Annotated in this window: 21 protein-coding genes, 1 tRNA gene and 1 pseudogene; 20 read left to right on the forward strand and 3 right to left on the reverse strand. The window is 42.8% G+C overall.

All coding sequences use genetic code 11. The features are described from left to right. Window positions 1-46 precede the first annotated feature (46 nt). The 4 genes and pseudogenes from ACTNBF_RS04780 to ACTNBF_RS04795 form a co-directional block, all read left to right on the forward strand. Entirely contained in the window at window positions 47-1,642 is a 1,596-nt protein-coding gene (locus ACTNBF_RS04780) for a xylulokinase (protein WP_427806722.1), read from the forward strand. Between the two features lie 26 nt (window positions 1,643-1,668). Continuing rightward, on the forward strand, window positions 1,669-2,355 hold the full coding sequence (locus ACTNBF_RS04785) for an L-ribulose-5-phosphate 4-epimerase (RefSeq protein ID WP_427806723.1): 687 nt from the start codon (window positions 1,669-1,671) through the stop codon (window positions 2,353-2,355). Window positions 2,356-2,431: 76 nt separating this feature from the next. Beyond that, window positions 2,432-3,931 (forward strand): L-arabinose isomerase, encoded by a 1,500-nt coding sequence (gene araA / locus ACTNBF_RS04790; RefSeq protein WP_427806724.1) that lies wholly within the window; start codon window positions 2,432-2,434, stop codon window positions 3,929-3,931. A 155-nt stretch (window positions 3,932-4,086) separates the two neighbouring features. After that, window positions 4,087-4,446, forward strand: a pseudogene (locus ACTNBF_RS04795) (group II intron maturase-specific domain-containing protein); the annotation flags it as partial. An 87-nt stretch (window positions 4,447-4,533) separates the two neighbouring features. On the opposite strand, the gene ACTNBF_RS04800 reads toward ACTNBF_RS04795, so the two are convergent. Continuing rightward, window positions 4,534-5,589, reverse strand: coding sequence for a cell wall hydrolase (locus ACTNBF_RS04800; protein WP_427807835.1), 1,056 nt, complete (start codon window positions 5,587-5,589; stop codon window positions 4,534-4,536). Window positions 5,590-5,731: 142 nt separating this feature from the next. On the opposite strand from ACTNBF_RS04800, the gene ACTNBF_RS04805 reads away from it, so the two are divergent. The 5 genes from ACTNBF_RS04805 (at window position 5,732) to ACTNBF_RS04825 (ending at window position 9,827) form a co-directional block, all read left to right on the forward strand. After that, complete coding sequence (locus ACTNBF_RS04805) at window positions 5,732-6,601, forward strand: Cof-type HAD-IIB family hydrolase (RefSeq protein WP_441088832.1); 870 nt, start codon at window positions 5,732-5,734, stop codon at window positions 6,599-6,601. A gap of 27 nt (window positions 6,602-6,628) precedes the next feature. Beyond that, window positions 6,629-7,447 carry an undecaprenyl-diphosphate phosphatase gene (locus ACTNBF_RS04810; RefSeq protein ID WP_427807831.1) on the forward strand — a complete coding sequence of 273 codons (819 nt, stop codon included), beginning with the start codon at window positions 6,629-6,631 and terminating at the stop codon, window positions 7,445-7,447. A 153-nt stretch (window positions 7,448-7,600) separates the two neighbouring features. Continuing rightward, window positions 7,601-8,374, forward strand: a complete 774-nt coding sequence (locus ACTNBF_RS04815; protein WP_427807829.1) for a basic amino acid ABC transporter substrate-binding protein — start codon at window positions 7,601-7,603, stop codon at window positions 8,372-8,374. 24 nt (window positions 8,375-8,398) lie between these two features. Continuing rightward, on the forward strand, window positions 8,399-9,094 hold the full coding sequence (locus ACTNBF_RS04820; RefSeq protein ID WP_427807827.1) for an amino acid ABC transporter permease: 696 nt from the start codon (window positions 8,399-8,401) through the stop codon (window positions 9,092-9,094). Next, on the forward strand, window positions 9,084-9,827 hold the full coding sequence (locus ACTNBF_RS04825) for an amino acid ABC transporter ATP-binding protein (protein ID WP_427807825.1): 744 nt from the start codon (window positions 9,084-9,086) through the stop codon (window positions 9,825-9,827). Before ACTNBF_RS04820 ends, ACTNBF_RS04825 begins: the two co-directional genes overlap by 11 nt. Window positions 9,828-9,922: 95 nt before the next feature. Here ACTNBF_RS04825 and thiC read toward each other — a convergent pair whose 3' ends face one another. Beyond that, window positions 9,923-11,233, reverse strand: a complete 1,311-nt coding sequence (gene thiC / locus ACTNBF_RS04830; RefSeq protein ID WP_427807823.1) for a phosphomethylpyrimidine synthase ThiC — start codon at window positions 11,231-11,233, stop codon at window positions 9,923-9,925. Between the two features lie 394 nt (window positions 11,234-11,627). On the opposite strand from thiC, the gene ACTNBF_RS04835 reads away from it, so the two are divergent. Both ACTNBF_RS04835 and ACTNBF_RS04840 read left to right on the forward strand, forming a co-directional pair. Next, window positions 11,628-12,407: an N-acetylmuramoyl-L-alanine amidase gene (locus tag ACTNBF_RS04835; protein WP_427818810.1), complete on the forward strand. Its 780-nt coding sequence runs from the start codon at window positions 11,628-11,630 to the stop codon at window positions 12,405-12,407. A gap of 70 nt (window positions 12,408-12,477) precedes the next feature. Then, window positions 12,478-13,143: a sigma-70 domain-containing protein gene (locus ACTNBF_RS04840; RefSeq protein ID WP_441088833.1), complete on the forward strand. Its 666-nt coding sequence runs from the start codon at window positions 12,478-12,480 to the stop codon at window positions 13,141-13,143. 51 nt (window positions 13,144-13,194) lie between these two features. On the opposite strand, the gene ACTNBF_RS04845 is transcribed toward ACTNBF_RS04840, so the two are convergent. Continuing rightward, a complete protein-coding gene (locus tag ACTNBF_RS04845) occupies window positions 13,195-14,463 on the reverse strand; it encodes an HlyC/CorC family transporter (RefSeq protein WP_441017885.1) in 1,269 nt (422 codons plus the stop codon). 142 nt (window positions 14,464-14,605) lie between these two features. On the opposite strand from ACTNBF_RS04845, the gene murB reads away from it, so the two are divergent. The 9 genes from murB (at window position 14,606) to ACTNBF_RS04890 (ending at window position 24,370) form a co-directional block, all read left to right on the forward strand. Further along, window positions 14,606-15,517 (forward strand): UDP-N-acetylmuramate dehydrogenase, encoded by a 912-nt coding sequence (murB, locus tag ACTNBF_RS04850; protein WP_441088854.1) that lies wholly within the window; start codon window positions 14,606-14,608, stop codon window positions 15,515-15,517. 1 nt (window position 15,518) lies between these two features. Continuing rightward, window positions 15,519-16,400 (forward strand): RNase adapter RapZ, encoded by an 882-nt coding sequence (gene rapZ / locus ACTNBF_RS04855; RefSeq protein ID WP_427818811.1) that lies wholly within the window; start codon window positions 15,519-15,521, stop codon window positions 16,398-16,400. Between the two features lie 8 nt (window positions 16,401-16,408). Then, complete coding sequence (gene whiA, locus ACTNBF_RS04860; protein WP_427818812.1) at window positions 16,409-17,368, forward strand: DNA-binding protein WhiA; 960 nt, start codon at window positions 16,409-16,411, stop codon at window positions 17,366-17,368. Continuing rightward, window positions 17,365-17,628: an HPr family phosphocarrier protein gene (locus ACTNBF_RS04865; protein WP_427807811.1), complete on the forward strand. Its 264-nt coding sequence runs from the start codon at window positions 17,365-17,367 to the stop codon at window positions 17,626-17,628. Before whiA ends, ACTNBF_RS04865 begins: the two co-directional genes overlap by 4 nt. 123 nt (window positions 17,629-17,751) lie before the next feature. After that, window positions 17,752-18,687 (forward strand): diacylglycerol/lipid kinase family protein, encoded by a 936-nt coding sequence (locus ACTNBF_RS04870; protein WP_427807809.1) that lies wholly within the window; start codon window positions 17,752-17,754, stop codon window positions 18,685-18,687. 114 nt (window positions 18,688-18,801) lie between these two features. Next, window positions 18,802-18,873 (forward strand) — tRNA-Glu (locus tag ACTNBF_RS04875). A 38-nt stretch (window positions 18,874-18,911) separates the two neighbouring features. Continuing rightward, the gene (gene fba / locus ACTNBF_RS04880; protein WP_427807807.1) at window positions 18,912-19,778 is read left to right on the forward strand and encodes a class II fructose-1,6-bisphosphate aldolase; all 867 of its coding nucleotides are present in this window, start codon (window positions 18,912-18,914) and stop codon (window positions 19,776-19,778) included. A 140-nt stretch (window positions 19,779-19,918) separates the two neighbouring features. Next, window positions 19,919-22,042 carry a glutamine synthetase III gene (locus ACTNBF_RS04885; RefSeq protein WP_427818813.1) on the forward strand — a complete coding sequence of 708 codons (2,124 nt, stop codon included), beginning with the start codon at window positions 19,919-19,921 and terminating at the stop codon, window positions 22,040-22,042. Window positions 22,043-22,255: 213 nt separating this feature from the next. Beyond that, entirely contained in the window at window positions 22,256-24,370 is a 2,115-nt protein-coding gene (locus tag ACTNBF_RS04890; RefSeq protein WP_427818814.1) for a glutamine synthetase III, read from the forward strand. The last annotated feature ends 150 nt before the right edge of the window (window positions 24,371-24,520 follow it).

Consider the following 24,520-nt stretch of genomic DNA (forward strand, 5'->3'; position numbering starts at 1 on the left):
ACGCAGGTCTTTCAAATAAAAAAAGAAAGGGAAAGGTGTTAACGCTATGAGTGATGTAAAGAATGCCATTTTAAATGGGAAAACCTCATTGGGAATTGAATTTGGTTCGACCCGTATTAAGGCAGTTCTGGTGGGGGAGGATAATGCACCGATTGCTTCCGGAAGCCATGAATGGGAAAACAGATATGTGGATGGAGTCTGGACCTACACGCTGGAGGATATATGGACCGGACTGCAGGATTGTTACAAGAATCTGACAGAGGATGTAAAGAAACAGTATGGAGTTGCTTTGGAGACTGTTGGCGCTATTGGATTCAGTGCAATGATGCATGGATATATGGCATTTGACAAGGACGGTGAACTTCTTGTTCCGTTCCGTACCTGGAGAAATACAATTACCGGTCCGGCTTCAGAAGAGTTGACGAAGTTATTTGACTTCCATATTCCGCAGAGATGGAGTATCGCTCATTTGTATCAGGCAATATTAAATGGCGAAGAACACGTAAAGGATGTAACATTCTTTACAACACTTGCCGGGTATATTCACTGGCAGCTTACAGGCGAGAAGGTACTCGGAGTTGGAGAAGCTTCCGGTATGTTCCCGATTGATATCGCTACCAGAAACTGGAATGAGAGAATGGTTGCATCGTTCGATGAGTTGGTTGCACCAAAAGGCTATCCGTGGAAATTGGAAGAAATTTTACCTAAGGTACTTCTTGCCGGTGAAAAAGCAGGTGCTCTTACCGAAAAAGGTGCGAAACTTCTGGATCCTACCGGAACACTGAAAGCCGGAATTCCGGTATGCCCGCCGGAAGGCGATGCGGGAACCGGTATGGTTGCTACAAACAGCGTGAAGGTACGCACAGGAAATGTTTCTGCCGGTACCAGTGTATTCGGAATGGTAGTTCTGGAGAAAGAACTTCAAAAAGTCCACGATGAAATTGATCTGGTGACGACTCCGGCAGGTGATCTTGTGGCAATGGTTCATTGCAACAACTGTACGTCTGACCTGAATGCATGGGTAGGAATTTTCAAGGAATTTGCTGAAGCATTTGGAATGGAAGTGGATATGAATAAACTGTTTGGTACACTTTATAACAAGGCTTTGGAAGGTGATGCTGATTGTGGCGGACTTCTGGCATACAATTATTTCTCAGGCGAGCACATTACAGGATTTGAAGAGGGACGTCCGTTATTCGTGCGTACACCGGACAGCAAGTTTAATCTGGCAAATTTCATGAGAGTAAATCTGTTTGCTTCTCTTGGAGTCCTGAAAACAGGAATGGATATTCTCCTGAAAGAAGAGGGAGTGAAGCTGGATGAAATCCTCGGCCACGGCGGACTTTTCAAGACAAAAGGCGTAGGACAGGGAATCCTTGCGGCAGCTCTTAATACGCCTGTTTCTGTTATGGAAACTGCAGGAGAAGGCGGTGCCTGGGGAATTGCTCTTCTGGCTTCTTACATGCTCAATAAGGAAGAAGGAGAAGCTCTGGATGCTTATCTTGCCAATAAAGTATTTGCTGGTCAGGCAGGAAGCAGAATGGAACCGAATCCAAAGGATGTAGAAGGCTTTGATGTATTCAGCAAGAGATACCTTGAAGGGCTTCCAATTGAAAGAGCAGCCGTTGACTCTCTGAAATAATATATTTTAAATGAGGAGGCGTAAAAGTGTTAGAACAACTGAAAAAAGAAGTATATGAGGCCAATATGTTACTGCCAAAATACGGTCTTGTAACATTTACATGGGGTAATGTAAGTGGAATAGACCGTGAAAGCGGGCTGTTCGTAATTAAGCCAAGTGGTGTGGAGTATGATAAACTGACCCCGGAAGATATGGTAGTCATGGATCTGGAAGGTAATAAAGTAGAAGGTCATTACAATCCTTCTTCTGATACAGCAACTCATCTGGAGCTTTATAAAGCGTTCCCGGATATGGGAGGAATTGTTCATACACATTCACCTTGGGCGACAAGCTGGGCTCAGGCAGGAAGAGGAATTCCTTGCTATGGAACGACTCATGCAGATTATATGTATGGAGAAATCCCGTGTGTTCGTAATCTGACCAAAGAAGAAATCGATGAAGCCTACGAAAAAAATACAGGTCTTCTAATCGTAGAACATTTTAAAGGAACAGAATATATGGCAATGCCGGCAGTACTCTGCAAAAACCATGGACCATTTTCGTGGGGGAAAGATGCACACGAAGCCGTACATAATGCGGTAGTATTGGAAGAAGTAGCAAAAATGGCAGCACGCTGTGAGATGATCAATCCGGATGTGAAACCGGCACCGCAGGAACTGCAAGACAAGCACTACTACAGAAAGCATGGTGCAAATGCCTACTACGGACAATAAACAAATAACAAATTTATGAACACGTGCCAAGCGTGTCGGAACTTTCTGAAAAATGAACAAAAAGGAGATTAATACTATGTTAGCATGCAAAGATTACAAATTTTGGTTTTGTACAGGTTCTCAGGATTTATATGGAGATGAATGCCTTGCACATGTAGCTGAGCATTCAAAAATTATTGTAAAGGCTTTAAATGATTCCGGAATTCTTCCATATGAAATCATCTGGAAACCAACCTTAATCACAAATGAAGTGATCAGAAAGACATTTAATGAAGCAAATACAGATGAAAATTGTGCGGGCGTTATTACATGGTGCCATACTTTCTCGCCGGCAAAATCATGGATTTTAGGTCTGAAAGAGCTCAGAAAACCGTTGCTTCATCTTCATACACAGTTCAATCGTGAAATCCCATATGATACGATTGATATGGATTTCATGAATGAGAACCAGGCTGCCCATGGAGACCGTGAATTCGGACATATTTTCACACGTCTGAACAAGAGCCGTAAAGTAATTATGGGATACTGGGAAGATAAGGATACACAGGAAAGAATCGCATCCTGGATGAGAACTGCAATTGGTGTTATTGAAAGCAGTCATGTTCGTGTAATGCGTATTGCAGATAACATGAGAAATGTAGCTGTAACAGAAGGTGATAAAGTAGAAGCGCAGATTAAGTTCGGTTGGGAAATTGATGCTTATCCGGTAAATGAAATTGCCGATGCCGTAAAAGATGTTGCACAGGGCGATATCGATGCATTGGTTGAAGAATACTATGATAAATATGAGATCCTTCTGGAAGGAAGAGATGAAGCTGAGTTCAGAAAACATGTAGCAGTACAGGCTCAGATTGAAGTGGGATTTGAGAAATTCCTGGAAGAGAAAAACTATCAGGCAATCGTTACACATTTTGGTGATCTGGGGGCTCTTCAGCAGTTACCGGGACTTGCAATTCAGAGATTGATGGAAAAAGGTTATGGATTTGGAGCGGAAGGTGACTGGAAGACCGCCGCTATGGTTCGTATCATGAAGATCATGACTCAGGGAATGAAGAACGCAAAAGGAACTTCTTTCATGGAAGATTATACCTACAATCTAGTTCCGGGAAAAGAAGGTATTCTGCAGGCTCACATGCTTGAGGTTTGCCCGACAATTGCAGATGGCCCGATCAGCATCAAATGTCAGCCGCTTTCTATGGGCAATAGAGAGGATCCGGCACGTCTTGTATTTACTTCAAAGACTGGTCCGGCTGTTGCAACATCACTCATTGACCTTGGCGACAGATTCCGCTTGATCATCAATGACGTAGAGTGCAAGAAAGTTGAAAAACCGATGCCGAAGCTTCCGGTTGCAACTGCATTCTGGACACCGCAGCCGAATCTGAAGACAGGTGCTGAAGCATGGATTCTTGCAGGTGGAGCACATCATACTGCATTCTCTTATGACCTGACTGCTGAGCAGATGGGAGACTGGGCAGAAGCAATGGGTATTGAAGCTGTTTACATTGATAAGGATACAACGATCAGAAACTTCAAGAATGAATTAATGTGGAATGAAGCTGCATTTAGAAAATAAGACGAAGATTTTGAAGGACGGATTATAAGTTGAAAATATCCAAAGAAAAAAGGAGTGGCATGATGCCACTCCTTTTTAAGTTTGCGCGCCATGGGCGCGCTCTAACGGGTGAAAGCCCCGAACATGCCCAGGTAGTGGGAAATGTATAGCCGAACAGCAAGGGCGTTAGCAACAGCTACAAAGTGGAGAAACTCAACCAACTCATCAGAGGGTGGATTAACTATTTCAAGATAGGAAGTATGAAAACACTCTGCAAAGAACTCGACGCAAACATTAGATTTCGATTGCGCAAGTGTATATGGAAGCATTGGAAGAACCCGCAAACAAGAGAACGTAACTTGATGAAGTTAGGAATAGATAAGAAAACAGCTCACAAAGCGGCTAACTGTAGCCGAGCATATGCACATGTATGCAGTTGTGGAGCAGTTAATATCGCTATAACAAACAAGAGACTAACCTCATTTGGATTAGTCTCCATGTTAGATTACTACACCGAAAGGTGTGTTACTTGTTAAATTGATTGAACCGCCGTGTACCGAACGGTACGCACGGTGGTGTGAGAGGTCGAGATTTCTCATTTAGAGAAATCTCTCCTACTCAATTTAAAAGAATACGTTTCCTCCTACAAGTACTCCGGCATGTCCACTCCAGGAAGCACGGAAGGAATAGCAGTCTTTAACAGCGGCGAGCCGCGCACCTCCAAGCGCATCCTGAGCAACCTGATAGCAGAGTGAAGCGGGACCTTTATTCAGTACCCGGTTCAGAGAGCCGTTCCAGGTAGGTGAGAACTGCCCTTTCTGGTAGATTACGCCGTAAAGTGTGTTGGGATAGCGATTGCTCTCCACGCGATTCATGACTACTGTGGCAACTGCGAGCAAAGCATCATAATCAGAGGATCCTGCCTCGCATTGAAGAAGAGCGGCAAATAAAACCAGATCATTTGTTTCGGCAGTGGTTGGCGGAACAATGATATTTCCGCTGCTGCCGGATGAATGCTGCTGTGACTGCTCTTTTTCTTTTAATGCGTCTTCCGCCGCAGCACGGGCTTCTTTGGCTTTTGCAAGTGCATCCGAGGAAGAGGCAAGTTCGCTGGACGTTGCTGAAATTGCAGAGTTTAATGCTTCTTTCTGATCATCCAGCTGGGTTTTCATCTTCTGGAGTTTTTCTTGTTCTTCTTTCAGTGAAACTTCTTTTGCTTTAACATTTTGATGTACTTCTTGTAATTCTTTAAGTTTTTCTCGGTCATATTCTGTGACATTTCGGACAAACTCTGTATTGTTTAAAAATTCCCCCATGCTTTGAGATGAGAATATAATTTCCAGAAGCGAAGTATTTCCAGCTTCATACATATATTTGATTCTCTTCTTCATTGCATCATACTGCATCTCTTCATTTACGCGGGCTGCGGCAAGATCGAGCTCCGCTTTCTTTACAGATGCATCTGTATCCTCAATTTTTGATGCGAGTTCTGAGATGTCCGAGCTTAAAGCATCCAGATCCTGATTTAAAGAGTTCAGCTTGTCTTCCAGATTAGAAGTCTGTTTTTCGAGACTCTCTACAGAATCTGTTGCGTAGATTACTGTATCGGCAGAGAATACAGTAATAGCGCAGGCAAGTGCAAGGCATGTCCTGGACAGCGCTTTTAACTTCTTTTTCATAACATATTTCCTTTCGTCAAAAATGAGTCTATAATATTATACTACAAATTGCTTTATTTAGCAAACTTTGTTATACTATGATATGAAAGTAAAAGAGCTGATATACAGGAAATCTTGAAAAATCGAGGAAAATGGAATAAAAATGAGTAAAATTAAAATGGTAGGTCTGGATTTGGATGGAACATTGCTGAATGACAGAAAAGAATTGACGGCGTATGCAAGGGATGTAATCTGCCGTGCTCTGGATGCGGGTGTAACTGTGCTTGTTGCAACGGGGAGACCGATTACAGGAATTCCAAAAGAATTGAAAGAGATACCGGGCATGCGTTATGCAGTGACTGCTAACGGAGGAAGAATTCTTGATATGCAGTATCAAAAGATACTTTATGAGAATCTTGTGCCATATGAAGATGCGATTCGGGTAGTGAAGATATTTGAAGAATATGACACAATGCGAGAGATTTATTTTGACGGGCAGGGATATGTGCAGGCGGATGAACTTGCAAAAATTGACCGGTATATCCTATCAAAACCGATGGCCGATTATATACGAAATACCCGTATCGTTGTTCCGAATCTTTGGGAGAAGATCATAGAAATGGATGGTCATGGCATGGATAAAGTGCACGCTTTATTTGCGAATACAGAGGAACAGAAGGCCGCGGCAAAGCGGATTGAAGATTGTGCGGATTCTCTTTCTATCAGCAGTTCTTTGGGAAGGAATCTGGAAATCAATGCGAAAGGAGTTAATAAGGGTGCAGGACTGCTTCGACTGGGAGAACTATTGAAAATTAAGGCGGAAGAAATAATGGCATGTGGCGACGGCAGCAATGATCTCGAAATGATTCGTATGGCGGGAGTAGGAGTTGCCATGGAAAACGGAACAAATGAGGTAAAGAATGCTGCTGACTACATTACGGAATCGAATGAAGAAGACGGAGCGGCAAAAGCGATTGAAAAAATCGCCCTGGAGCAGGTAATACCGAAGGATGTTTTTCATAGAATAAAATAAATACTGTGAGAGAAAAGAGGAAAAAAGATGTTGAATATTTTAATTGCAATTATTTTGGGTATTGTTGAAGGAATTACGGAGTGGCTTCCGATCAGCAGTACCGGACATATGATTCTTGTAGAGCAATTTCTTCATATGTCTGTATCTGATGAGTTTATGGAGATGTTCCGGGTGGTAATTCAGCTCGGAGCTATCATGGCGGTTGTGGTGTTATATTTCCATAAACTGAATCCGTTTTCGAAACGGAAGACGGCCAAACAAAGGCAGAATACACTGAATCTTTGGTCTAAGATTATTGTTTCTTGTATTCCTGCAGCTATTATCGGTTTCCTGTTTGATGATGTCCTGGATAAGTATTTGTATAATTATGTAGTCGTTTCGATTATGCTTATTGTTTATGGTATTGCGTTTATTGTGATTGAGAAGAGAAATGCACATGTGCGTCCGATTATTACGAAACTTTCGGAACTCCCATATACGGTAGCTCTTTACATAGGATTATTTCAGGTACTTGCGATGATTCCGGGTACTTCCCGTTCCGGTGCTACGATTCTGGGAGGACTTCTTCTTGGTACATCCAGGTATGTTGCAGCAGAATTTACATTTTATCTTGCGATTCCGGTCATGTTTGGGGCGAGTGCGCTTAAAATGATTAAGTTCGGACTGCATTACTCGGCAATGGAAGTGGCAATTCTTATCACGGGATGTCTGGTTGCGTTCTTTGTATCTGTTTTTGCTATCAAGTTTCTGATGTCTTATATCAAGAAGCATGATTTCAAAGTGTTCGGATACTACAGGATTGCACTCGGTGTGCTGGTGTTACTTTATTTTATTATCTGGGGCTAAGTGTGACGGATAAAAAACTATAATTCTGCATATTGAATAGAAAAAAGTGGTTGTTTATGCATATAAATGTATAAATAACCACTTTACTTTTAGAAAAAAAGTGATACAATAATACCAATGCGAAGTGTCTATGATAGAATGGAGGAAAAGATTATGAAAATGAAAAAATTAGTAAGTCTTGCGCTTGTCCTTACCTGCGCTTTGACGATGACAGCTTGTGGATCTAAAAAAGAAGAAAATAACGGAGAAACAAAAGAAGAGACCGAAACCCTGATTATGGCTACAAATGCTGAATTCCCACCGTATGAATATTATGAAGGTGATGATATTGTGGGAATCGATGCAGAATTTGCAGCAGCGATTGCCGAAAAACTCGGGATGGAACTGAAGATTGAAGATATGGCATTCGATTCTATTCTGTCTGCTGTACAGAGCGGTAAAGCAGATCTTGGTGTTGCAGGCATCACGGTAGATGATACGAGAAAGAAACAGGTAGATTTTACAGACACATATTATACCGGACGCCAGGTTATTATTGTTACGGAAGGAAGTACGATTGCTTCTCCGGATGACCTTGCAGGAGATAAGATCAAGATCGGTGTTCAGCAGGGGACAACCGGTGATATTTATGCAACAGATGATTATGGTGATGAACATATCGAGCGTTACAACAAAGGTATGGAAGCAGTACAGGCTCTGGCGCAGGGAAAAGTAGATGCTGTGATTATCGACGACCAGCCGGCAAAGACTTTCGCAGAACAGGTGGAAGGTTTGAAAATACTGGAAACAGAGTATGTGGAAGAAGATTATGCAATGGCAGTAAAAAAAGGAAACGATGAGCTCCTTGAAAAGGTAAATGCTGCGATTAAAGAATTAAAAGAAGACGGAACTTTTGATGAAATTATTTCAAAATATATCACAGATTAGTGGATAGACAGATTGGCGGGAACCATGATGGGTAGTTTACAAGAACGTTTTTATACGAATTTTATAGAAGACAGCAGATGGCATTATATCGCAGATGGACTGAAGGTTACATTAGTTGTAACCTTCTGTGCTGTAATAATCGGTGTGGTATTGGGATTCCTTCTTGCCATTGTACGTTCGACATATGATAAAACCGGACGCATGAAAATACTGAATGCTCTTTGCCAGGCATATATTACGGTGATTCGTGGCACGCCGGTAGTTGTGCAGCTTTTGATTATTTATTTTGTTATTTTTGGAAGCGCAAGAGATATAAGCAAAGAACTGGTTGCAATTCTTGCATTTGGAATGAACTCCAGTGCGTATGTGGCTGAGATCTTCCGTTCAGGAATCATGTCTGTCGATAACGGACAGTTTGAAGCCGGACGAAGCCTGGGATTTAATTACCGGCAGACAATGTTTTACATTATTATGCCGCAGGCATTTAAGAATGTACTACCGGCGCTCGGAAATGAATTTATTGTTCTGCTTAAGGAAACTTCGGTTTCCGGATATATCGCTCTTCAGGATCTGACGAAGGGCGGCGACATTATCAGAAGCCGTACATTCGATGCATTCATGCCGTTGATGGCAGTGGCGCTGATCTATCTGATTATGGTGATGATCTTCACGAAACTCGTGAGTCTGCTGGAGAGGAGGCTGAGAAACAGTGATCACTAATGGAGAAGTTTTAATCCGTGTTGAAGGTCTCCGCAAGAGCTTTGGCGATTTTTATGCACTAGATGGAATCAATGAAGAAATTAGAAAAGGTGAAGTGGTTGTGATCGTGGGGCCTTCGGGTTCGGGAAAATCTACATTTCTCCGTTCGTTGAATCTGCTTGAGGTCCCAACAGAAGGACACATTTATTTTGAAAATGTAGATATTACGGACAAGAATGTGGATCTGGACAAACACCGTCAGAAGATGGGAATGGTATTTCAACATTTTAATCTTTTCCCACATAAAACGATTCTGGAAAATATTACACTTGCTCCGATCAAGCTTTTGAAAAAAAGCAAAGAGGAAGCAGAAACAAGAGCTATGGAGCTTTTGAAACTTGTTAATCTTGAAGAGAAAGCGAATTCTTATCCTTCCCAACTTTCAGGAGGGCAGAAACAGAGGATTGCAATTGTGCGTTCGCTGGCAATGGATCCGGATGTGATGCTGTTTGATGAACCGACTTCAGCTCTTGATCCTGAGATGGTAGGAGAGGTACTGGAACTTATGAAACAACTCGCCAGAGACGGAATGACTATGGTAGTCGTCACGCACGAGATGGGATTTGCGAAAGAAGTGGGAACGCGTGTTCTTTTTGTGGATGAAGGAAAAGTGAAAGAACAGGCTGAACCGGAAGAATTCTTTGAGCATCCGAAGGATGAACGTCTGAAAGAATTCCTGTCAAAAATCCTTTAGAATTCTGAAAATATATTTCATATGAGCGTTTTTTACTGCTGTCGGGAGGATTGTAGTGGTTCAGACAATCCTCCCGACAGTGATATCTCTGTGTATTACTCGTCGAAAATGCTTACAATCTCACCGTCAAGGATACGATTGGTATTCTTGACAGCACAGAAATTACCGCACATACTGCAGGTGTCTTCTTTTTCCGGTTTTGCCTCGGCACGGTAACGGCGGGCTTTTTCCGGATCCATGCTCAGTTCGAACATAGCTTCCCAGTCAAGGCGCTTTCTTGCTTCACTCATCTTGTAATCCCAATCAGCAGCTCCTGGAACTCCTTTGGCAATATCAGCAGCGTGGGCCGCTATTTTTGCTGCGATGATTCCTTCTTTTACATCGGCTGCGTTCGGAAGACGAAGATGTTCTGCAGGTGTTACGTAGCAGAGGAACGCAGCGCCGGCTGCAGCGGCGATTGCGCCTCCGATCGCAGAGGTTATATGATCATATCCCGGAGCAACGTCTGTTACAAGAGGTCCGAGCACGTAGAACGGAGCACCATGGCACAGTGTTTTCTGGATTTCCATATTTGCTGCAATCTGGTTCATCGGCATATGGCCAGGGCCTTCGATCATTACTTGAACGTCTTTCTCCCATGCACGTTTTGTCAGTTCTCCAAGCGTGATCAATTCTTCAATCTGTGCAGTGTCTGTAGCATCTGCAATACAGCCGGGACGGCATGCATCACCGAGACTCATAGTAATGTCATATTTCTGACAGATATCGAGAATTTCATCATAATGCTCATAGAACGGATTTTCCTTTCCGGTCATTTCCATCCAGGCGAACATGATAGATCCACCGCGGGAAACGATATTCATAAGACGTTTGTTCTGCTTAAAGCGGGCAGCAGTAGCACGATTCATTCCGCAGTGAATGGTCATAAAGTCCACACCGTCTTCTGCGTGCATGCGCACGATGTCCAGCCATTCTTCAGAAGTGATCTGGCCGAGGGCTTTATGATAATAAACGACAGCGTCGTAAATCGGCACAGTTCCGATCATAGCCGGACAGGTTTCTGTCAATTTGCGGCGGAAAGTACGGGTATCGCCGTAGGAACTGAGATCCATGATTGCTTCGGCACCCATATCAACTGCAGAACGGACTTTCTCATATTCCATATCCACATCTTTCCAGTCGCGGGATACGCCCAGATTAACATTGATCTTGGTGGTCAGCTTGGCTCCGACACCGCTCGGACTTAAGCTGGTATGTTTTTTATTGCATGGAATGATTACCTCTCCTTTTGCAATCAGTTTTCTTAAATCCTCCACATCCATATGCTCTTTCTGAGCAACAATTTCCATTTGTGGGGTAATGATGCCTTTTCGTGCGGCATTCATCTGTGTTGTGTAATTTGACATCTCGTTTTCCTCCTTGTTTTCAAATATGAAAATGGCGCCGGAGGTATCCGGCTTTGGTTACCTGAATAGGAAAACTCCTATTCACCGCGGCAGAAGGTGGTGCCCCCAATCGGTCGCGGTGGGTGCCTTATGGAATAAAGCTATTATAGAACAAAAAAACTGCGGTACACCAACCGGTATCGCAGTATAAAAGCAATTTGTTCCCTACGTTGGCATTATCCAAATCAGGTTATGGGTTAAAGCAATACAGCTTACTCTCAGCCTGCTTCTGCAAGCACCCCGTGTTTACTTGTCTATTGTAGCACTCTGATGGAGTGTAGTCAAGAGAAGGGGCGAACGAGGGATGGCATTTTGCATATATTAATAAGGAAAAGATTTCTTGTGAGGAAAAGAAATGCCGTATTCAATTATGCTGGATGCAGGACACGGTGGGGAAGAGCCGGGAGCAGTCTATATGGGACGACAGGAGAAAGATGATACTTTGAACCTTGTACTTGCTATTGGTGAGATTTTACAAAATAACGGAATTGATGTAGAATATACGAGAACAACGGATGTTTATGAGAGCCCATATCAGAAAGCGATGGAGGCAAATGAGGCAGGAGTGGATTTCTTCATATCAATACACCGAAATTCCAGTCCAATTCCGAACCAGTACATGGGAGTGGAGAGCCTTGTATATGATCTTTCCGGCATCAAATATGAGATGGCAAAAAATATCAATGCCCAACTGGAAACGGTAGGATTTGTTAATCTTGGAGTGCAGGCACGTCCTAATCTGGTGGTTCTTCGGAGAACGCAAATGCCGGCGGTTCTGGTGGAGGTCGGATTTATGAATTCAGATACGGACAACAAACTGTTTGACGAAAATTTTAATGATATTGCATCGGCGATTGCAGATGGGATCATGGATACATTGAATGTAGGAACGACCGGACAGACACAGCCGGATACAGAGCTGCGGGTACAGGTAGGGGCTTTTCGAAACAGTGTTTACGCAGAGAGATTGCTTAGGGAGTTGACAGAACAGGACTTCCCGGCATATATTGATGATAAGGGACAATTTGACAGGGTACAGGTGGGAAGATATCGGACACTGGATGAGGCGGCGACTATGGAGCGGCGACTGAAAATGGCGGGGTATCCTACGGTTATCGTGAGTATCCCGTTATAGAGTATGAAGCGTCTTAGAAGATCGATATACAAAGAAAAAGGATAAAATGTTAAAGCTGGAGGAAATAAATATGGCGGAAAAGTTACAATTTCGTGAGAAACTGACAGGAATTCTGAAGATATGCGAATCAAAAGAAAATGTGGTTTTGAAAGAGGAGGTGGAGGCATTTTTTCAGGAAGATAACCTTACACCGGAACAGATGGAACTGGTATTTGATTATCTGTTGTCTCAGAGAGTTATTGTAAAGGGATACGTGAAAGCCGGGGGCAGCGTGATCGCTGCGTCCGGAAAGGAAGGAAATTCGGTATTCAGCAGTGAAGAAGAACAGTATCTGGCAGTATATGAGAAGGAACTACAGGTGATGAAAGGGGACGAGCCGTTTGCTGCGTTGCTGCCGAGAATTGTAGAGATGGCAAAAGAAATGCATCGCCCGGAAGTGTTTATTGGTGATCTGATACAAGAAGGAAATATGGGGATGATGTTGGCGGCAAGCCAGACGGAAGAAGAAGAAACGATACTCCTTATGGCGCGTGAAAGCATGCAGGCCCTTCTGGAATCACAGACGGAGATGAAGCTTCAGGATCGCAAAATGGTAGAAAAGGTCAATAATCTGGATGAGCAGATTAAAAAGCTGACGGAAGAAATGGGGAGAAAGATCAGTGTAGACGAGTTGGTGGAGCTGATGGGAGTAAGCGAAGAAGAAATTGAAGATATTCTGCGGCTTGCAGGTGAATAAAAGTATGAAAAAAAGGTCCGTCAGGACCTTTTTTCATACTATATGATAAAATTATACACTTTCTTTGGAAGATGGCAGATAGAGATGGACTTTCTCAATCCGGTTTTTGTCCAATTTTTCAACAACCATCCGGATTCCGTCTTCGGTAGTGACTTCGTCATTTTCTTCAGGAAGTCGGTCAAGACGTTCAATAATAAAACCGCCTACGGAATCATAATCTTCAGATTCAAGACGCAGATCCAGGCTGTCATTCAGATCATCCAGATTGGTAGAACCTTCCACAATATATTCAAGCTCGTTTATGGCGACAATATTTTCTTCTTCATTCTCGTCATATTCATCGTGAATCTCTCCAACGATTTCTTCCAGAATGTCTTCTAATGTAATCAAACCGGCTGTTTCACCATATTCATCAAGGACGATGGCAATGTTGAAAGAAGCCTGACGCATTTCCACGAGAAGCTCGGAAATGTTTTTATATTCATATGTGAAATATGCCTCGCGAAGAATATCCTGTATGTGAAATTCCTTTTTGTTGTTGTCGAAAAGGAGTAAATCCTTCATATTAATGGTGCCTACTACGTTGTCTTTCGACTCGGAATATACCGGAAGACGTGTAAATTTGTCTTCGCGGAATAAGTGGATTAATTCCTCGTAAGTGCTGTTGACATCTGCAAAAGTTACATTAACTCTGGGAACCATAACGTCTTTTGCTTTAGCGTCTCCCAGATCAAATACATTGTAAATCATTTCTTTTTCTTCTGATTCAATCACGCCGTCCTCATGGCTGACATCGACGATCGTGCGCAGTTCTGTCTCTGTCATTGCATCATTTTTAGCATTCGGATCAACTTTCAGCAAGTATAATACTCCGTTCGATAAAATGTTAATCAAGAAAATGACCGGTGTCATCACCTTAATGAAAACGCGGATGAACGGTGCATAGAGCAGAGAAAACTTTTCGGCGTGGATGGTAGCCATTGTCTTTGGAGTAATCTCACCGAAAATCAAAATAAATACGGTCAGAAGAGCACTTGCGAATGCGACGGCTGATCCGCCGAGGCTATATGCCAGGGTCGTGGTCAAAGAGGCGGCTCCCAGGTTGACAATATTATTGCCGATCAAAATTGCACTCAGCATTTTACTGGAATTCTCTGTTATCTCCAGTACGGTGACCGCGCGCTTGTTGCCTTCATCTGCCAGGGCGCGCATTCGTATTTTGTTTACAGTTGTAAGTGCTGTCTCTGCGGAAGAAAAGAATCCGGAAAGAATCAGCAGAATGAATAAGATTATTATTTGCGTGACGTCACTCGAGTCCACAGTGTAAATCAACTCCTTTATAAATTGGTATTTGTTATCCAATATAACGCATTTTCGGGCATTTTGCAAGAGCGCATTGAACTCAAGGAAAATTTAGTGTATGATTAATAGGATTGAAAACGAAGAGAAGCAGGAGATTGACATGAAAAGTAAATTTGAAAATGAACTGTTTACACTAATAGATAAAGAAAGAATTCTAAAAGACGAACCAATGAAGAATCATACGACATTTCGGATTGGAGGTCCGGCGGATTATTTTATAAGACCGAACAATGCAGAAGAAATCGCATTGATAATCGGACTTTGCAGACGGGAGAAAACTCCTTATTATATAGTAGGAAATGGGAGTAATCTTCTTGTGGGTGACAAAGGATGTCGTGGAGTGGTGATCCAGATTTTCAAATCGATGAATCAGATCGAAGTGTCGGACAATATGATTGCTGCGGGAGCAGGAAGCTCGCTGGCTCAGATTGCATCTGCTGCACTGGGAGCCGGATTGACCGGGTTTGAATTTGCTGCCGGGATTCCGGGTACCTTGGGAGGAGCTGTTGTCATGAATGCCGGTGCTTACGGAGGAGAGATGAAAGATGTACTGGTTTCTGTGGATGTCTTGACGAAGGAAGGTAAAATTCTTACTTTGCAGGCTGAAGAGTTGAAGCTGGGATATCGTACCAGTATTGTCCCGACGGAGGGGTATATTGTGCTGTCAGCCAGAATCGCTTTAAGCGGTGGGAAAAAAGATGAAATCAGGGCAAAAATGGAAGAACTCCGGGAAAAAAGGGTCACAAAACAACCGCTGGAATATCCGAGCGCGGGAAGTACATTTAAAAGACCGGAAGGCTACTTCGCCGGTAAACTGATCCAGGATGCCGGATTGAAAGGATTTTCGGTCGGGGGTGCTCAAGTGTCAGAAAAACATTGTGGCTTTGTGATTAATACGGGGAATGCAACGGCAGCGGATGTACAAAGCCTGATTGGAGAGGTGATTGACCGAGTCAGGAAAACGACAAACGTGACATTGGAGCCGGAAGTAAAACAGATTGGAGAGTTTTAGGATGAGATTCGTGATTGTGACGGGGATGTCAGGAGCGGGAAAGAGTACCACATTAAAAATGATGGAAGACATGGGATATTTTTGCGTGGATAATATGCCAATTCCGTTGATGTCAAAACTTACGGAACTGTTTATGGTGCCAAATGGAGAGATTAATAAAGTTGCGCTTGGACTTGATATCCGAAGCGGACAGAATCTGGATGAACTGGAAAATATCCTGAATGAGATGGATCTCGCTCAAATCCCGTATGAGATCCTGTTTTTAGAGGCACGGGATGAAACATTGATCAAACGATACAAAGAGACGAGAAGAAATCATCCGCTGGCTGGCGCGGGACGAGTAGAAAAGGGAATTGCATTAGAACGGCAGAAAGTGGGATTCCTGAAAAAACGCGCAAACTATATTCTGGATACCAGCAGGCTCCTTACGAGAGAATTAAAGGCAGAACTAAGTAAAATATTTGTTGAAAACCGTGAATATAAGAACCTTTATATTACCGTTTTGTCATTCGGATTTAAATACGGAATCCCAAATGATGCGGATCTGGTTTTTGATGTCAGGTTTCTTCCGAATCCGTATTATATAGACGAGCTTCGCCCGCAGAGTGGGAATGACAAGCCTGTTCAGGAGTATGTGATGAATAATGAGCTTGCCAGAGAATTTTTGGAGAAGCTGGTAGATATGGTTCAATTTTTGATGCCGAATTATGCGGCTGAAGGGAAGCATCAGCTAGTGATAGCAATTGGATGTACAGGAGGGAAACACCGTTCTGTTACAATTGCAAATGCTTTGTATGACAGATTGACTGTAACGGAAGAAGATTATGGATTAAAGAAGGAACACCGAGATCTGGCTAAAGATGCTGTGGTGAAAGCAAAGTAGGAGGAAAAATGTCGTTTTCGGGAAATGTAAAAGAAGAGCTTTCGCATCATTTGGGTAGTGCCAGGCATTGCCGTATCGCCGAAACTGCTGCAATCATCAGTATTTGCGGCGGGGTTATGATTGACAGTAGAGGCCGGTATTCTTTAAAAATTCATACAGAAAATCTGTCAGTTGCAAGAAAGTGCTTTACTTTATTAACAAAAACATTTAATATAAGAACTGATATCGCAATACGCACGAACCGTATGAAGGGAAGTGTGTCATATTATATCGTTGTAAAAGAGCATGATGCAGCACTCAGAATATTACAGGCGACGAAGTTGATCGATCAGTACGGAGAGGTTGAAGAAGAACTTTCTGTGGTGCGGAATATTGTAATTCAGGAGACGTGCTGCAAGCGAGCTTTTATAAGAGGCGCTTTTCTGGCATCTGGTTCCATGAGCGACCCGGAAAAGTCGTATCACTTTGAAATCGTATGCGCTACGAGAGAGAAGGCAGAGCAGATACAGAAGATTATGAAGTGCTTCGAACTGGATGGCAAGATCGTACTGCGGAAGAAATCTTTTGTAGTATACTTAAAAGAAGGTTCACAGATTGCGGATGTGCTTAACGTCATGGAGGCACATGTGGCATTGATGGAATTTGAGAATGTGCGCATCCTGAAAGATATGAGGAATACGGTGAACCGTAAGGTAAACTGTGAGACTGCGAATATCAATAAAACGGTTTCCGCTGCTGTTAAGCAGATCGATGATATAAGATATATACAGGAAACAAAAGGACTGGATAAGCTGCCGGAAGGATTGAAGGATATGGCCCTTACAAGACTTACATATCCGGAGGCATCTTTGAAGGAACTGGGAAGTCTGCTGACCCCGCCTGTTGGTAAGTCAGGTGTGAATCACAGATTGAGAAAATTAAGTGAAATGGCAGAAGAGTTAAGGGCAAAGCAAGGAGGAGCATTATGATTAAAAAACCGATAACGATTCAATTGTCAGAAGGATTAGATGCCAGACCGATTGCGCTTCTTGTTCAGGAAGCAAGTCAGTATTCAAGCACAGTGTACATAGAAGTTGCTGACAAGCAGGTCAACGCAAAGAGCATTATGGGCATGATGAGTTTACGGTTGACCCCAGGTGAAGAGATTACTGTTGTAGCCAACGGGGCAGATGAAGAGGAAGCAGCGAAAGGAATTGAAACATTTCTTGTCAATGTAAAGAATAAATAAGTAATCTGGAAAAGGCATGGATAGCCATGCCTTTTTTTAAATGTTTGCCCAACGTCTGTAGAAATGATTCGGCGGACTGCCTTGGGGTGGAGAGGAAGGGGAAATGGATCAGGAGGTGTCTGTATGAAAAAAGCATTATTCATTTATAATCCGAATGCAGGAAAAGAACTTTTGAAGCCGAAACTGTCGGATATTCTTGACATTATCGTAAAAGCAGGATATGAGGTGGTGGTCTATCCGACTCAGAGCTATAAAGATGCGTACAGAAAGGTTGTATCCTTTACTGAAAAATATGACAGGGTTATTTGCAGCGGAGGAGACGGAACGTTAGATGAAGTTGTGACCGGAATGATGGAGAGAACAGAAAAAGTGCCGATTGGATACATTCCTACCGGAACTACAAATGATTTTGCTAATAGCCTTCATATTCCGAAAGATTTGCTTCAGGCTGCAGATACTGCAGTCAGCGGAGCGGAGTTCGGATGTGATATCGGAAAATTTAATGACGATGTATTTGTGTATATTGCAGCTTTCGGCCTGTTTACGGATGTTTCTTACCAGACAAAACAGGAGATGAAGAACATTCTGGGGCATCTTGCATATCTTCTTGAAGGAATGACAAGGCTTTTTGATATTCCATCTTATAAAATCAAAGTATCGCATGACGGAGAGGAATTTGAGGATGAATTTATTTTCGGAATGGTAACAAATTCGCGTTCAGTCGGTGGATTTCGCAATATGATCGGGAAAAACGTCATATTTGATGATGGGGAATTTGAAGTAACACTGATTAAAACACCGAAAAATCCGATAGCACTTCAGGAAATTATAGCAGCGCTTCTGATTAGCCAGATCGATACGAAATATATGTATTCTTTTCGAACCAAGGAAATCCATTTTGAGTCAGTGGAAGAGATTCCATGGACATTGGACGGTGAATTCGGAGGAGAGCATGATGAAGTGAATATTTATAATTGTCAGCGCGGTCTGACTATTGTCGTGCCTGCAAAAAGTGTAAAAGATCTGTCTTTAGAAGGAAGAAAGAAAAAGGAGAAATAGCCTGCGAAAACGGGGACTTTCGCTATTGAAACAGTAAAAAAAGTAAAAAAATAAAAAAAACACTTGTATATTAGTGGAAAATGAGATACAATAAGCGAGTGAGGTAAATCACCTGGCCCCCTGGTCAAGCGGTCAAGACGCGACCCTCTCACGGTCGAATCAGGGGTTCGATTCCCCTGGGGGTCAGCCTTTTTTAATGCCATCAGAGAAGTGGAGGAATGAAAATGTTAGTATCAGCAAAAGAGATGCTTCAGAAAGCAAAAGCTGGACATTATGCAGTAGGACAGTTTAATATCAACAATCTTGAGTGGACAAAAGCAATTTTAACTGCAGCAGAGGAAACAAAATCACCGGTTATTCTTGGTGTGTCTGAAGGTGCTGGAAAGTACATGTGCGGATACAAGACAGTTGTTGGTATGGTGAATGGTATGCTGGAAGAAATGAATATTACGGTTCCGGTAGCACTTCATCTGGATCACGGCAGCTATGACGGATGTATGAAATGTATCGAAGCAGGTTTCTCATCAGTTATGTTTGACGGTTCTCATTATCCGATTGAAGAGAATGTCGCAAAGACAAAAGAACTGGTAGCAATTTGTGCTGAAAAGGGATTGTCTCTTGAAGCAGAAGTTGGAGCTATCGGTGGAGAAGAAGATGGCGTTGTTGGTATGGGCGAATGCGCAGACCCGAACGAGTGCAAGATGGTTGCTGACCTTGGAGTAGATTTCCTTGCGGCTGGTATTGGTAATATCCATGGAAAATATCCGGCTAACTGGCAGGGACTCAGCTTCGAAACTTTGGATGCAATCCAGCAGCTTACCGGAGATCTCCCGTTAGTGCTTCATGGCGGAACAGGTATTCCGGATGATATGATTAAGAGAGCAATTGATCTTGGTGTGTCTAAGATTAATGTTAATACAGAATGTCAGCTCGTATTTGCAGAAGCTACTCGCAAATATATTGAAGCTGGTAAAGACCTGGAAGGAAAAGGATTTGATCCTCGTAAACTTTTGAAACCGGGTGCAGAAGCAATTGTTGCTAAAGTAAAAGAAAAAATGGAATTATTTGGCTCTGTGGGAAAAGCTGAATAATCATTTGGAAAATGGACAAGGATGTCCTATGAAAAATGGTATAAAAGGAGTTTTGCTTAACTGCAAGACTCCTTTTTGATAATATTAGGCAGAGGGATAACTGCCGGAAATAAGAATGAAAGAATCTGAGAGGGAAACATATGAGTAGTGTAGTAAATGTAGCTGATATTTTTGGGGAAAATGTATTTAATGATGCTGTCATGCAGGAACGTCTTCCGAAAAAAACTTACAAGGAACTGAAGAAAACAATTGAAGAGGGGAAAGAACTGGCAGCGACAACGGCCGATGTAATAGCGCATGAGATGAAAGAGTGGGCGATTGAAAAAGGTGCAACTCATTATTCGCACTGGTTTCAGCCGCTTACCGGAGCGACAGCAGAGAAACATGATTCTTTTATTTCTGCGCCCAGATCGGATGGGAAGGTACTGATGGAGTTCTCGGGTAAAGAATTGATTAAGGGAGAACCGGACGCATCTTCTTTCCCGTCGGGAGGACTCAGATCTACGTTTGAGGCAAGGGGCTATACAGCGTGGGATTGTACTTCGCCGGCATTTGTGAAAAAGGATCCAGAGGGGACCGGAGCTATTCTCTATATCCCGACGGCATTCTGCTCGTATACAGGCGAGGCGCTGGATCAGAAAACACCGCTTCTTCGTTCCATGGAAGCAATCAATAAACAATCTATTCGCCTTCTGAGATTGTTCGGAAACACAACTTCTCAGAAAGTGATTCCTTCAGTTGGAATTGAACAGGAGTATTTCCTTGTGGATCGGGATAAATATTTGAAGAGAAAAGATCTGGTGTTTACAGGACGTACGTTGTTTGGCGCAATGCCTCCGAAAGGGCAGGAACTGGACGATCATTATTTTGGAGCAATCCGTGAAAGAATTGCAGCTTTTATGAAAGATGTGAATGAAGAACTCTGGAAAATGGGAGTTTCTGCTAAGACGCAGCATAATGAAGTAGCTCCGGGACAGCATGAACTTGCACCGATCTATGAGCAGTGTAATGTGGCTGTTGACCACAACCAGCTTGTGATGGAGACGCTGAAACAGGTCGCGTATCGTCATAATCTGCATTGCCTGCTTCATGAAAAGCCATTTGAAGGGGTGAATGGTTCCGGAAAACACAATAACTGGTCTTTAGTTACGGATGATGGAATCAATCTCCTTGATCCTGGAAAAACCCCGCACGAGAATATTCAATTCCTGCTGGTTCTGACTTGTGTTTTACGTGCAGTAGATCGGCATGCGGAGCTTTTGAGAGAATCGGCATCGGATGTGGGAAATGATCATCGGCTGGGGGCAAATGAAGCGCCGCCGGCAATTATTTCAGCGTATCTTGGGGAACAGTTGGAGGATGTACTTACACAGCTGATCAATACTGGGGAAGCGGCACACAGCTTGAAGGGCGGCAAATTGCATACGGGTGTGAGTACACTTCCGGATTTTGCTAAGGATGCAACTGACCGCAACAGAACCTCACCATTTGCCTTTACAGGGAACAAATTTGAATTCCGTATGGTGGGTTCCAGAGATTCTGTAGCTGCTCCGAATGTTGTTTTGAATACAATCGTTGCGGAAGCGTTTTCGGATGCGTGTGATGTGCTGGAAGCGGCGGATGATTTTCAGATGGCTGTACACAATCTGATCAAGCAGTATGCTTCTGAACATCAGAGAATTGTGTTCAATGGTAATGGATATTCCGAGGAATGGGTGAAAGAAGCGGAAAGACGTGGCCTTCCGAATATCAAAACTATGGTTGAATCTGTGGAGTATCTGACCACAGAAGATACGGTTCAGATGTTCGAAAAATTTGACGTGTTTACCCGTGCTGAGTTGGAATCACGCGCTGAGATTAAATACGAGACTTATTCCAAAGCAGTGAATATTGAGGCGCGTTCTATGATCGATATTGCAAGTAAGCACATCGTTCCGGCGGTGATCCATTATGTGACTTCTCTCGCGAATTCAATTAATCAGGTGAAACAGGCGAATTCGAATGCGAGCACAGTCGTACAGGACAAATTGCTTGTACAGGCATCGAAACTGTTGACAGATACACAAAATGCATTGGAGAAGCTTATTTCCGTGACGGATGAAGTAGCGAAAAAAGAAATCGGAAGAGAACAGGCGTATTTTATCATGCAGGAAGTAGTTCCGGTGATGGGACAATTAAGAAAACCCGTTGATGAACTCGAAATGATTGTGGACAAGAGCATGTGGCCGATGCCTTCTTACGGGGATCTGTTATTTGAAGTATAATCCATGAAAGTATTGGTGGATATGTTGAAAATCGCATAAGATGCTATGATGATTTGTGAAAAAATCCACAAAAAGGAAAAATTGTCTTGCATTTTTTGAAAAAAGAGTGTATCGTAAACGTATCTAAAAAGCAAATATATTTAGAACATGAACGAGGGCGTTCCGCATAAGGCGGGATGCCCTCACTTTTTGTATCAGGAAAGGAAGGTAGTTATGAGTAGTGAACTGTTTAATGTGGCAGATATTTTTGGCGAAGATGTATTCAATGATACTGTTATGCAGCAGAGACTGCCAAAGAAAGTTTATAAGAAACTGAAAGAGACAATTGAAGAGGGGAAAGAGCTGGATCTTGCAACTGCAGATGTAATTGCGCATGAGATGAAAGAATGGGCAATTGAAAAAGGTGCTACTCATTATACACATTGGTTCCAGCCGCTCACCGGTGTGACTGCTGAAAAGCATGATTCTTTCATTTCAGCACCGCTGCCGAGTGGTAAAGTATTAATGAGTTTTTCCGGAAAAGAACTGATCAAAGGTGAACCGGATGCCTCTTCATTCCCGTCAGGCGGACTGCGTGCCACCTTCGAAGCGAGGGGCTATACAGCGTGGGACTGCACTTCACCGGCATTTGTGAGAAAAGATGCAGGTGGGGCAATCCTCTGTATTCCTACAGCATTCTGCTCTTACACCGGTGAGGCGCTTGATGAGAAGACACCACTTCTTCGTTCGATGGAAGCGATTAATAAAGAATCAATCAGGCTTCTTCGCTTATTTGGAAATACAACATCCAAGAAAGTGACACCATCTGTTGGTCCTGAACAGGAATATTTTCTGGTAGATGCGAAGAAATTCATGCAGAGAAAAGATCTTATCTATACAGGACGTACATTGTTTGGAGCAATGCCTCCGAAAGGGCAGGAACTGGACGATCATTATTTTGGAACGATTCGTCAGAGAATCGCTGCTTTTATGAAAGATGTAAATGAGGAACTCTGGAAACTTGGCGTGGCTGCAAAAACACAGCATAATGAAGTTGCCCCGGCACAGCACGAACTTGCACCGATTTATGCCGAGGCAAATATTGCGGTAGATCATAATCAGATTGTAATGAAGACACTGAAAAAAGTTGCATGCGAACATGGCATGAAATGTCTTCTTCATGAAAAACCGTTTGCCGGTGTTAACGGTTCTGGTAAACATAATAACTGGTCTATTACAACAGATGACGGAATTAATCTTCTTGATCCGGGAAAAACTCCACACGAGAATATCCAGTTCCTTCTGGTACTTGCCTGCATTTTGAAAGCGGTAGATACCCATGCAGATCTGCTTCGTGAGTCTGCGGCAGATCCTGGTAATGATCATAGATTGGGAGCAAATGAAGCACCTCCGGCTATTATTTCTGTATTCCTTGGTGAGCAGCTTGAAGATGTTGTGGAACAGTTGATCAGTACAGGAGAGGCAACACACAGCCTTGCAGAAAGTAAATTGATGACAGGTGTGTCAACACTTCCTGATCTGACAAAAGATGCAACTGACCGAAACAGAACTTCACCGTTTGCGTTTACGGGAAATAAATTCGAGTTCCGTATGGTAGGTTCCCGTGATTCGATTGCAGGCCCGAATGTTGTATTGAACACAATCGTTGCAGAAGCTTTTTCTGAGGCATGTGATGTTCTGGAGAAAGCAGAAGATTTTGATGTTGCAGTACATAACTTAATCAAAGAATATCTGACGGAACATCAGAGAATTATTTTCAATGGCAATGGATATTCGGACGAATGGGTTGCAGAGGCTGAGAAACGCGGTCTTCCGAACATTAAGTCCATGGTGGAAGCAATTCCGGCGCTTACAACTGATAAAGCGGTAGATTTGTTCGGTAAATTCCATGTATTTACCAAAGCGGAACTGGAGTCCAGAGCTGAGATTAAATACGAGAATTATGCCAAGGCAATTAATATTGAAGCGAAAGCGATGATTGACATTGCTGCAAAACAGATTATCCCGGCAGTTGTGAAATATACAAAGACTCTCGCTGATACTGTAATCGCAGTTAAAGAGGCAGGAGCAGATGCTTCTGTTCAGGAAGAGATGCTTTCTGAAGTGACAGCACTTCTTGCAGAGGCTAAGAAAGCTCTGTCTGCTCTGTCTGATATTACAGAAGAAGCTGCTGAAAAAGAAGAAGGAAAAGTTCAGTCTGAATTTTATCATTTCAGTGTAGTACCGGCAATGGCAGCACTTCGTAAACCGGTGGATGAACTGGAAATGATTGTGGATAAGGAAGTATGGCCGATGCCTTCTTATGGAGATCTTCTGTTTGAAGTTTAAAACTCTGTGGGATAAAGTGGAAATTTTAGAAAAAGCATAGAAAATCATAATATAATTTTAAGACCTTAGACTTGGAAAGTGGAAGCTTTTATGCTACGCTAAGTCTAAGGTCTTTTTTTGAAACAGAGAGTGGATTTTGGAAAATGCAGT

This window comes from Bariatricus sp. HCP28S3_A4, assembly GCF_052066395.1.
In the GTDB taxonomy this organism is placed as follows: domain Bacteria; phylum Bacillota; class Clostridia; order Lachnospirales; family Lachnospiraceae; genus Allocoprococcus.

What these genes read in the sequence shown, in the direction of transcription:
- ACTNBF_RS04780 (WP_427806722.1), top strand. Translation starts at nt 47, where the DNA reads ATGAGTGATGTAAAGAATGCCATTTTAAATGGGAAAACCTCATTGGGA.
- araA (WP_427806724.1), top strand. Translation starts at nt 2,432, where the DNA reads ATGTTAGCATGCAAAGATTACAAATTTTGGTTTTGTACAGGTTCTCAG.
- ACTNBF_RS04800 (WP_427807835.1), bottom strand. Translation starts at nt 5,589, where the DNA reads ATGAAAAAGAAGTTAAAAGCGCTGTCCAGGACATGCCTTGCACTTGCC.
- ACTNBF_RS04805 (WP_441088832.1), top strand. Translation starts at nt 5,732, where the DNA reads ATGAGTAAAATTAAAATGGTAGGTCTGGATTTGGATGGAACATTGCTG.
- ACTNBF_RS04810 (WP_427807831.1), top strand. Translation starts at nt 6,629, where the DNA reads ATGTTGAATATTTTAATTGCAATTATTTTGGGTATTGTTGAAGGAATT.
- ACTNBF_RS04815 (WP_427807829.1), top strand. Translation starts at nt 7,601, where the DNA reads ATGAAAATGAAAAAATTAGTAAGTCTTGCGCTTGTCCTTACCTGCGCT.
- ACTNBF_RS04820 (WP_427807827.1), top strand. Translation starts at nt 8,399, where the DNA reads ATGATGGGTAGTTTACAAGAACGTTTTTATACGAATTTTATAGAAGAC.
- thiC (WP_427807823.1), bottom strand. Translation starts at nt 11,233, where the DNA reads ATGTCAAATTACACAACACAGATGAATGCCGCACGAAAAGGCATCATT.
- ACTNBF_RS04835 (WP_427818810.1), top strand. Translation starts at nt 11,628, where the DNA reads ATGCCGTATTCAATTATGCTGGATGCAGGACACGGTGGGGAAGAGCCG.
- ACTNBF_RS04840 (WP_441088833.1), top strand. Translation starts at nt 12,478, where the DNA reads ATGGCGGAAAAGTTACAATTTCGTGAGAAACTGACAGGAATTCTGAAG.
- murB (WP_441088854.1), top strand. Translation starts at nt 14,606, where the DNA reads ATGAAAAGTAAATTTGAAAATGAACTGTTTACACTAATAGATAAAGAA.
- rapZ (WP_427818811.1), top strand. Translation starts at nt 15,519, where the DNA reads ATGAGATTCGTGATTGTGACGGGGATGTCAGGAGCGGGAAAGAGTACC.
- whiA (WP_427818812.1), top strand. Translation starts at nt 16,409, where the DNA reads ATGTCGTTTTCGGGAAATGTAAAAGAAGAGCTTTCGCATCATTTGGGT.
- ACTNBF_RS04865 (WP_427807811.1), top strand. Translation starts at nt 17,365, where the DNA reads ATGATTAAAAAACCGATAACGATTCAATTGTCAGAAGGATTAGATGCC.
- ACTNBF_RS04870 (WP_427807809.1), top strand. Translation starts at nt 17,752, where the DNA reads ATGAAAAAAGCATTATTCATTTATAATCCGAATGCAGGAAAAGAACTT.
- fba (WP_427807807.1), top strand. Translation starts at nt 18,912, where the DNA reads ATGTTAGTATCAGCAAAAGAGATGCTTCAGAAAGCAAAAGCTGGACAT.
- ACTNBF_RS04885 (WP_427818813.1), top strand. Translation starts at nt 19,919, where the DNA reads ATGAGTAGTGTAGTAAATGTAGCTGATATTTTTGGGGAAAATGTATTT.
- ACTNBF_RS04890 (WP_427818814.1), top strand. Translation starts at nt 22,256, where the DNA reads ATGAGTAGTGAACTGTTTAATGTGGCAGATATTTTTGGCGAAGATGTA.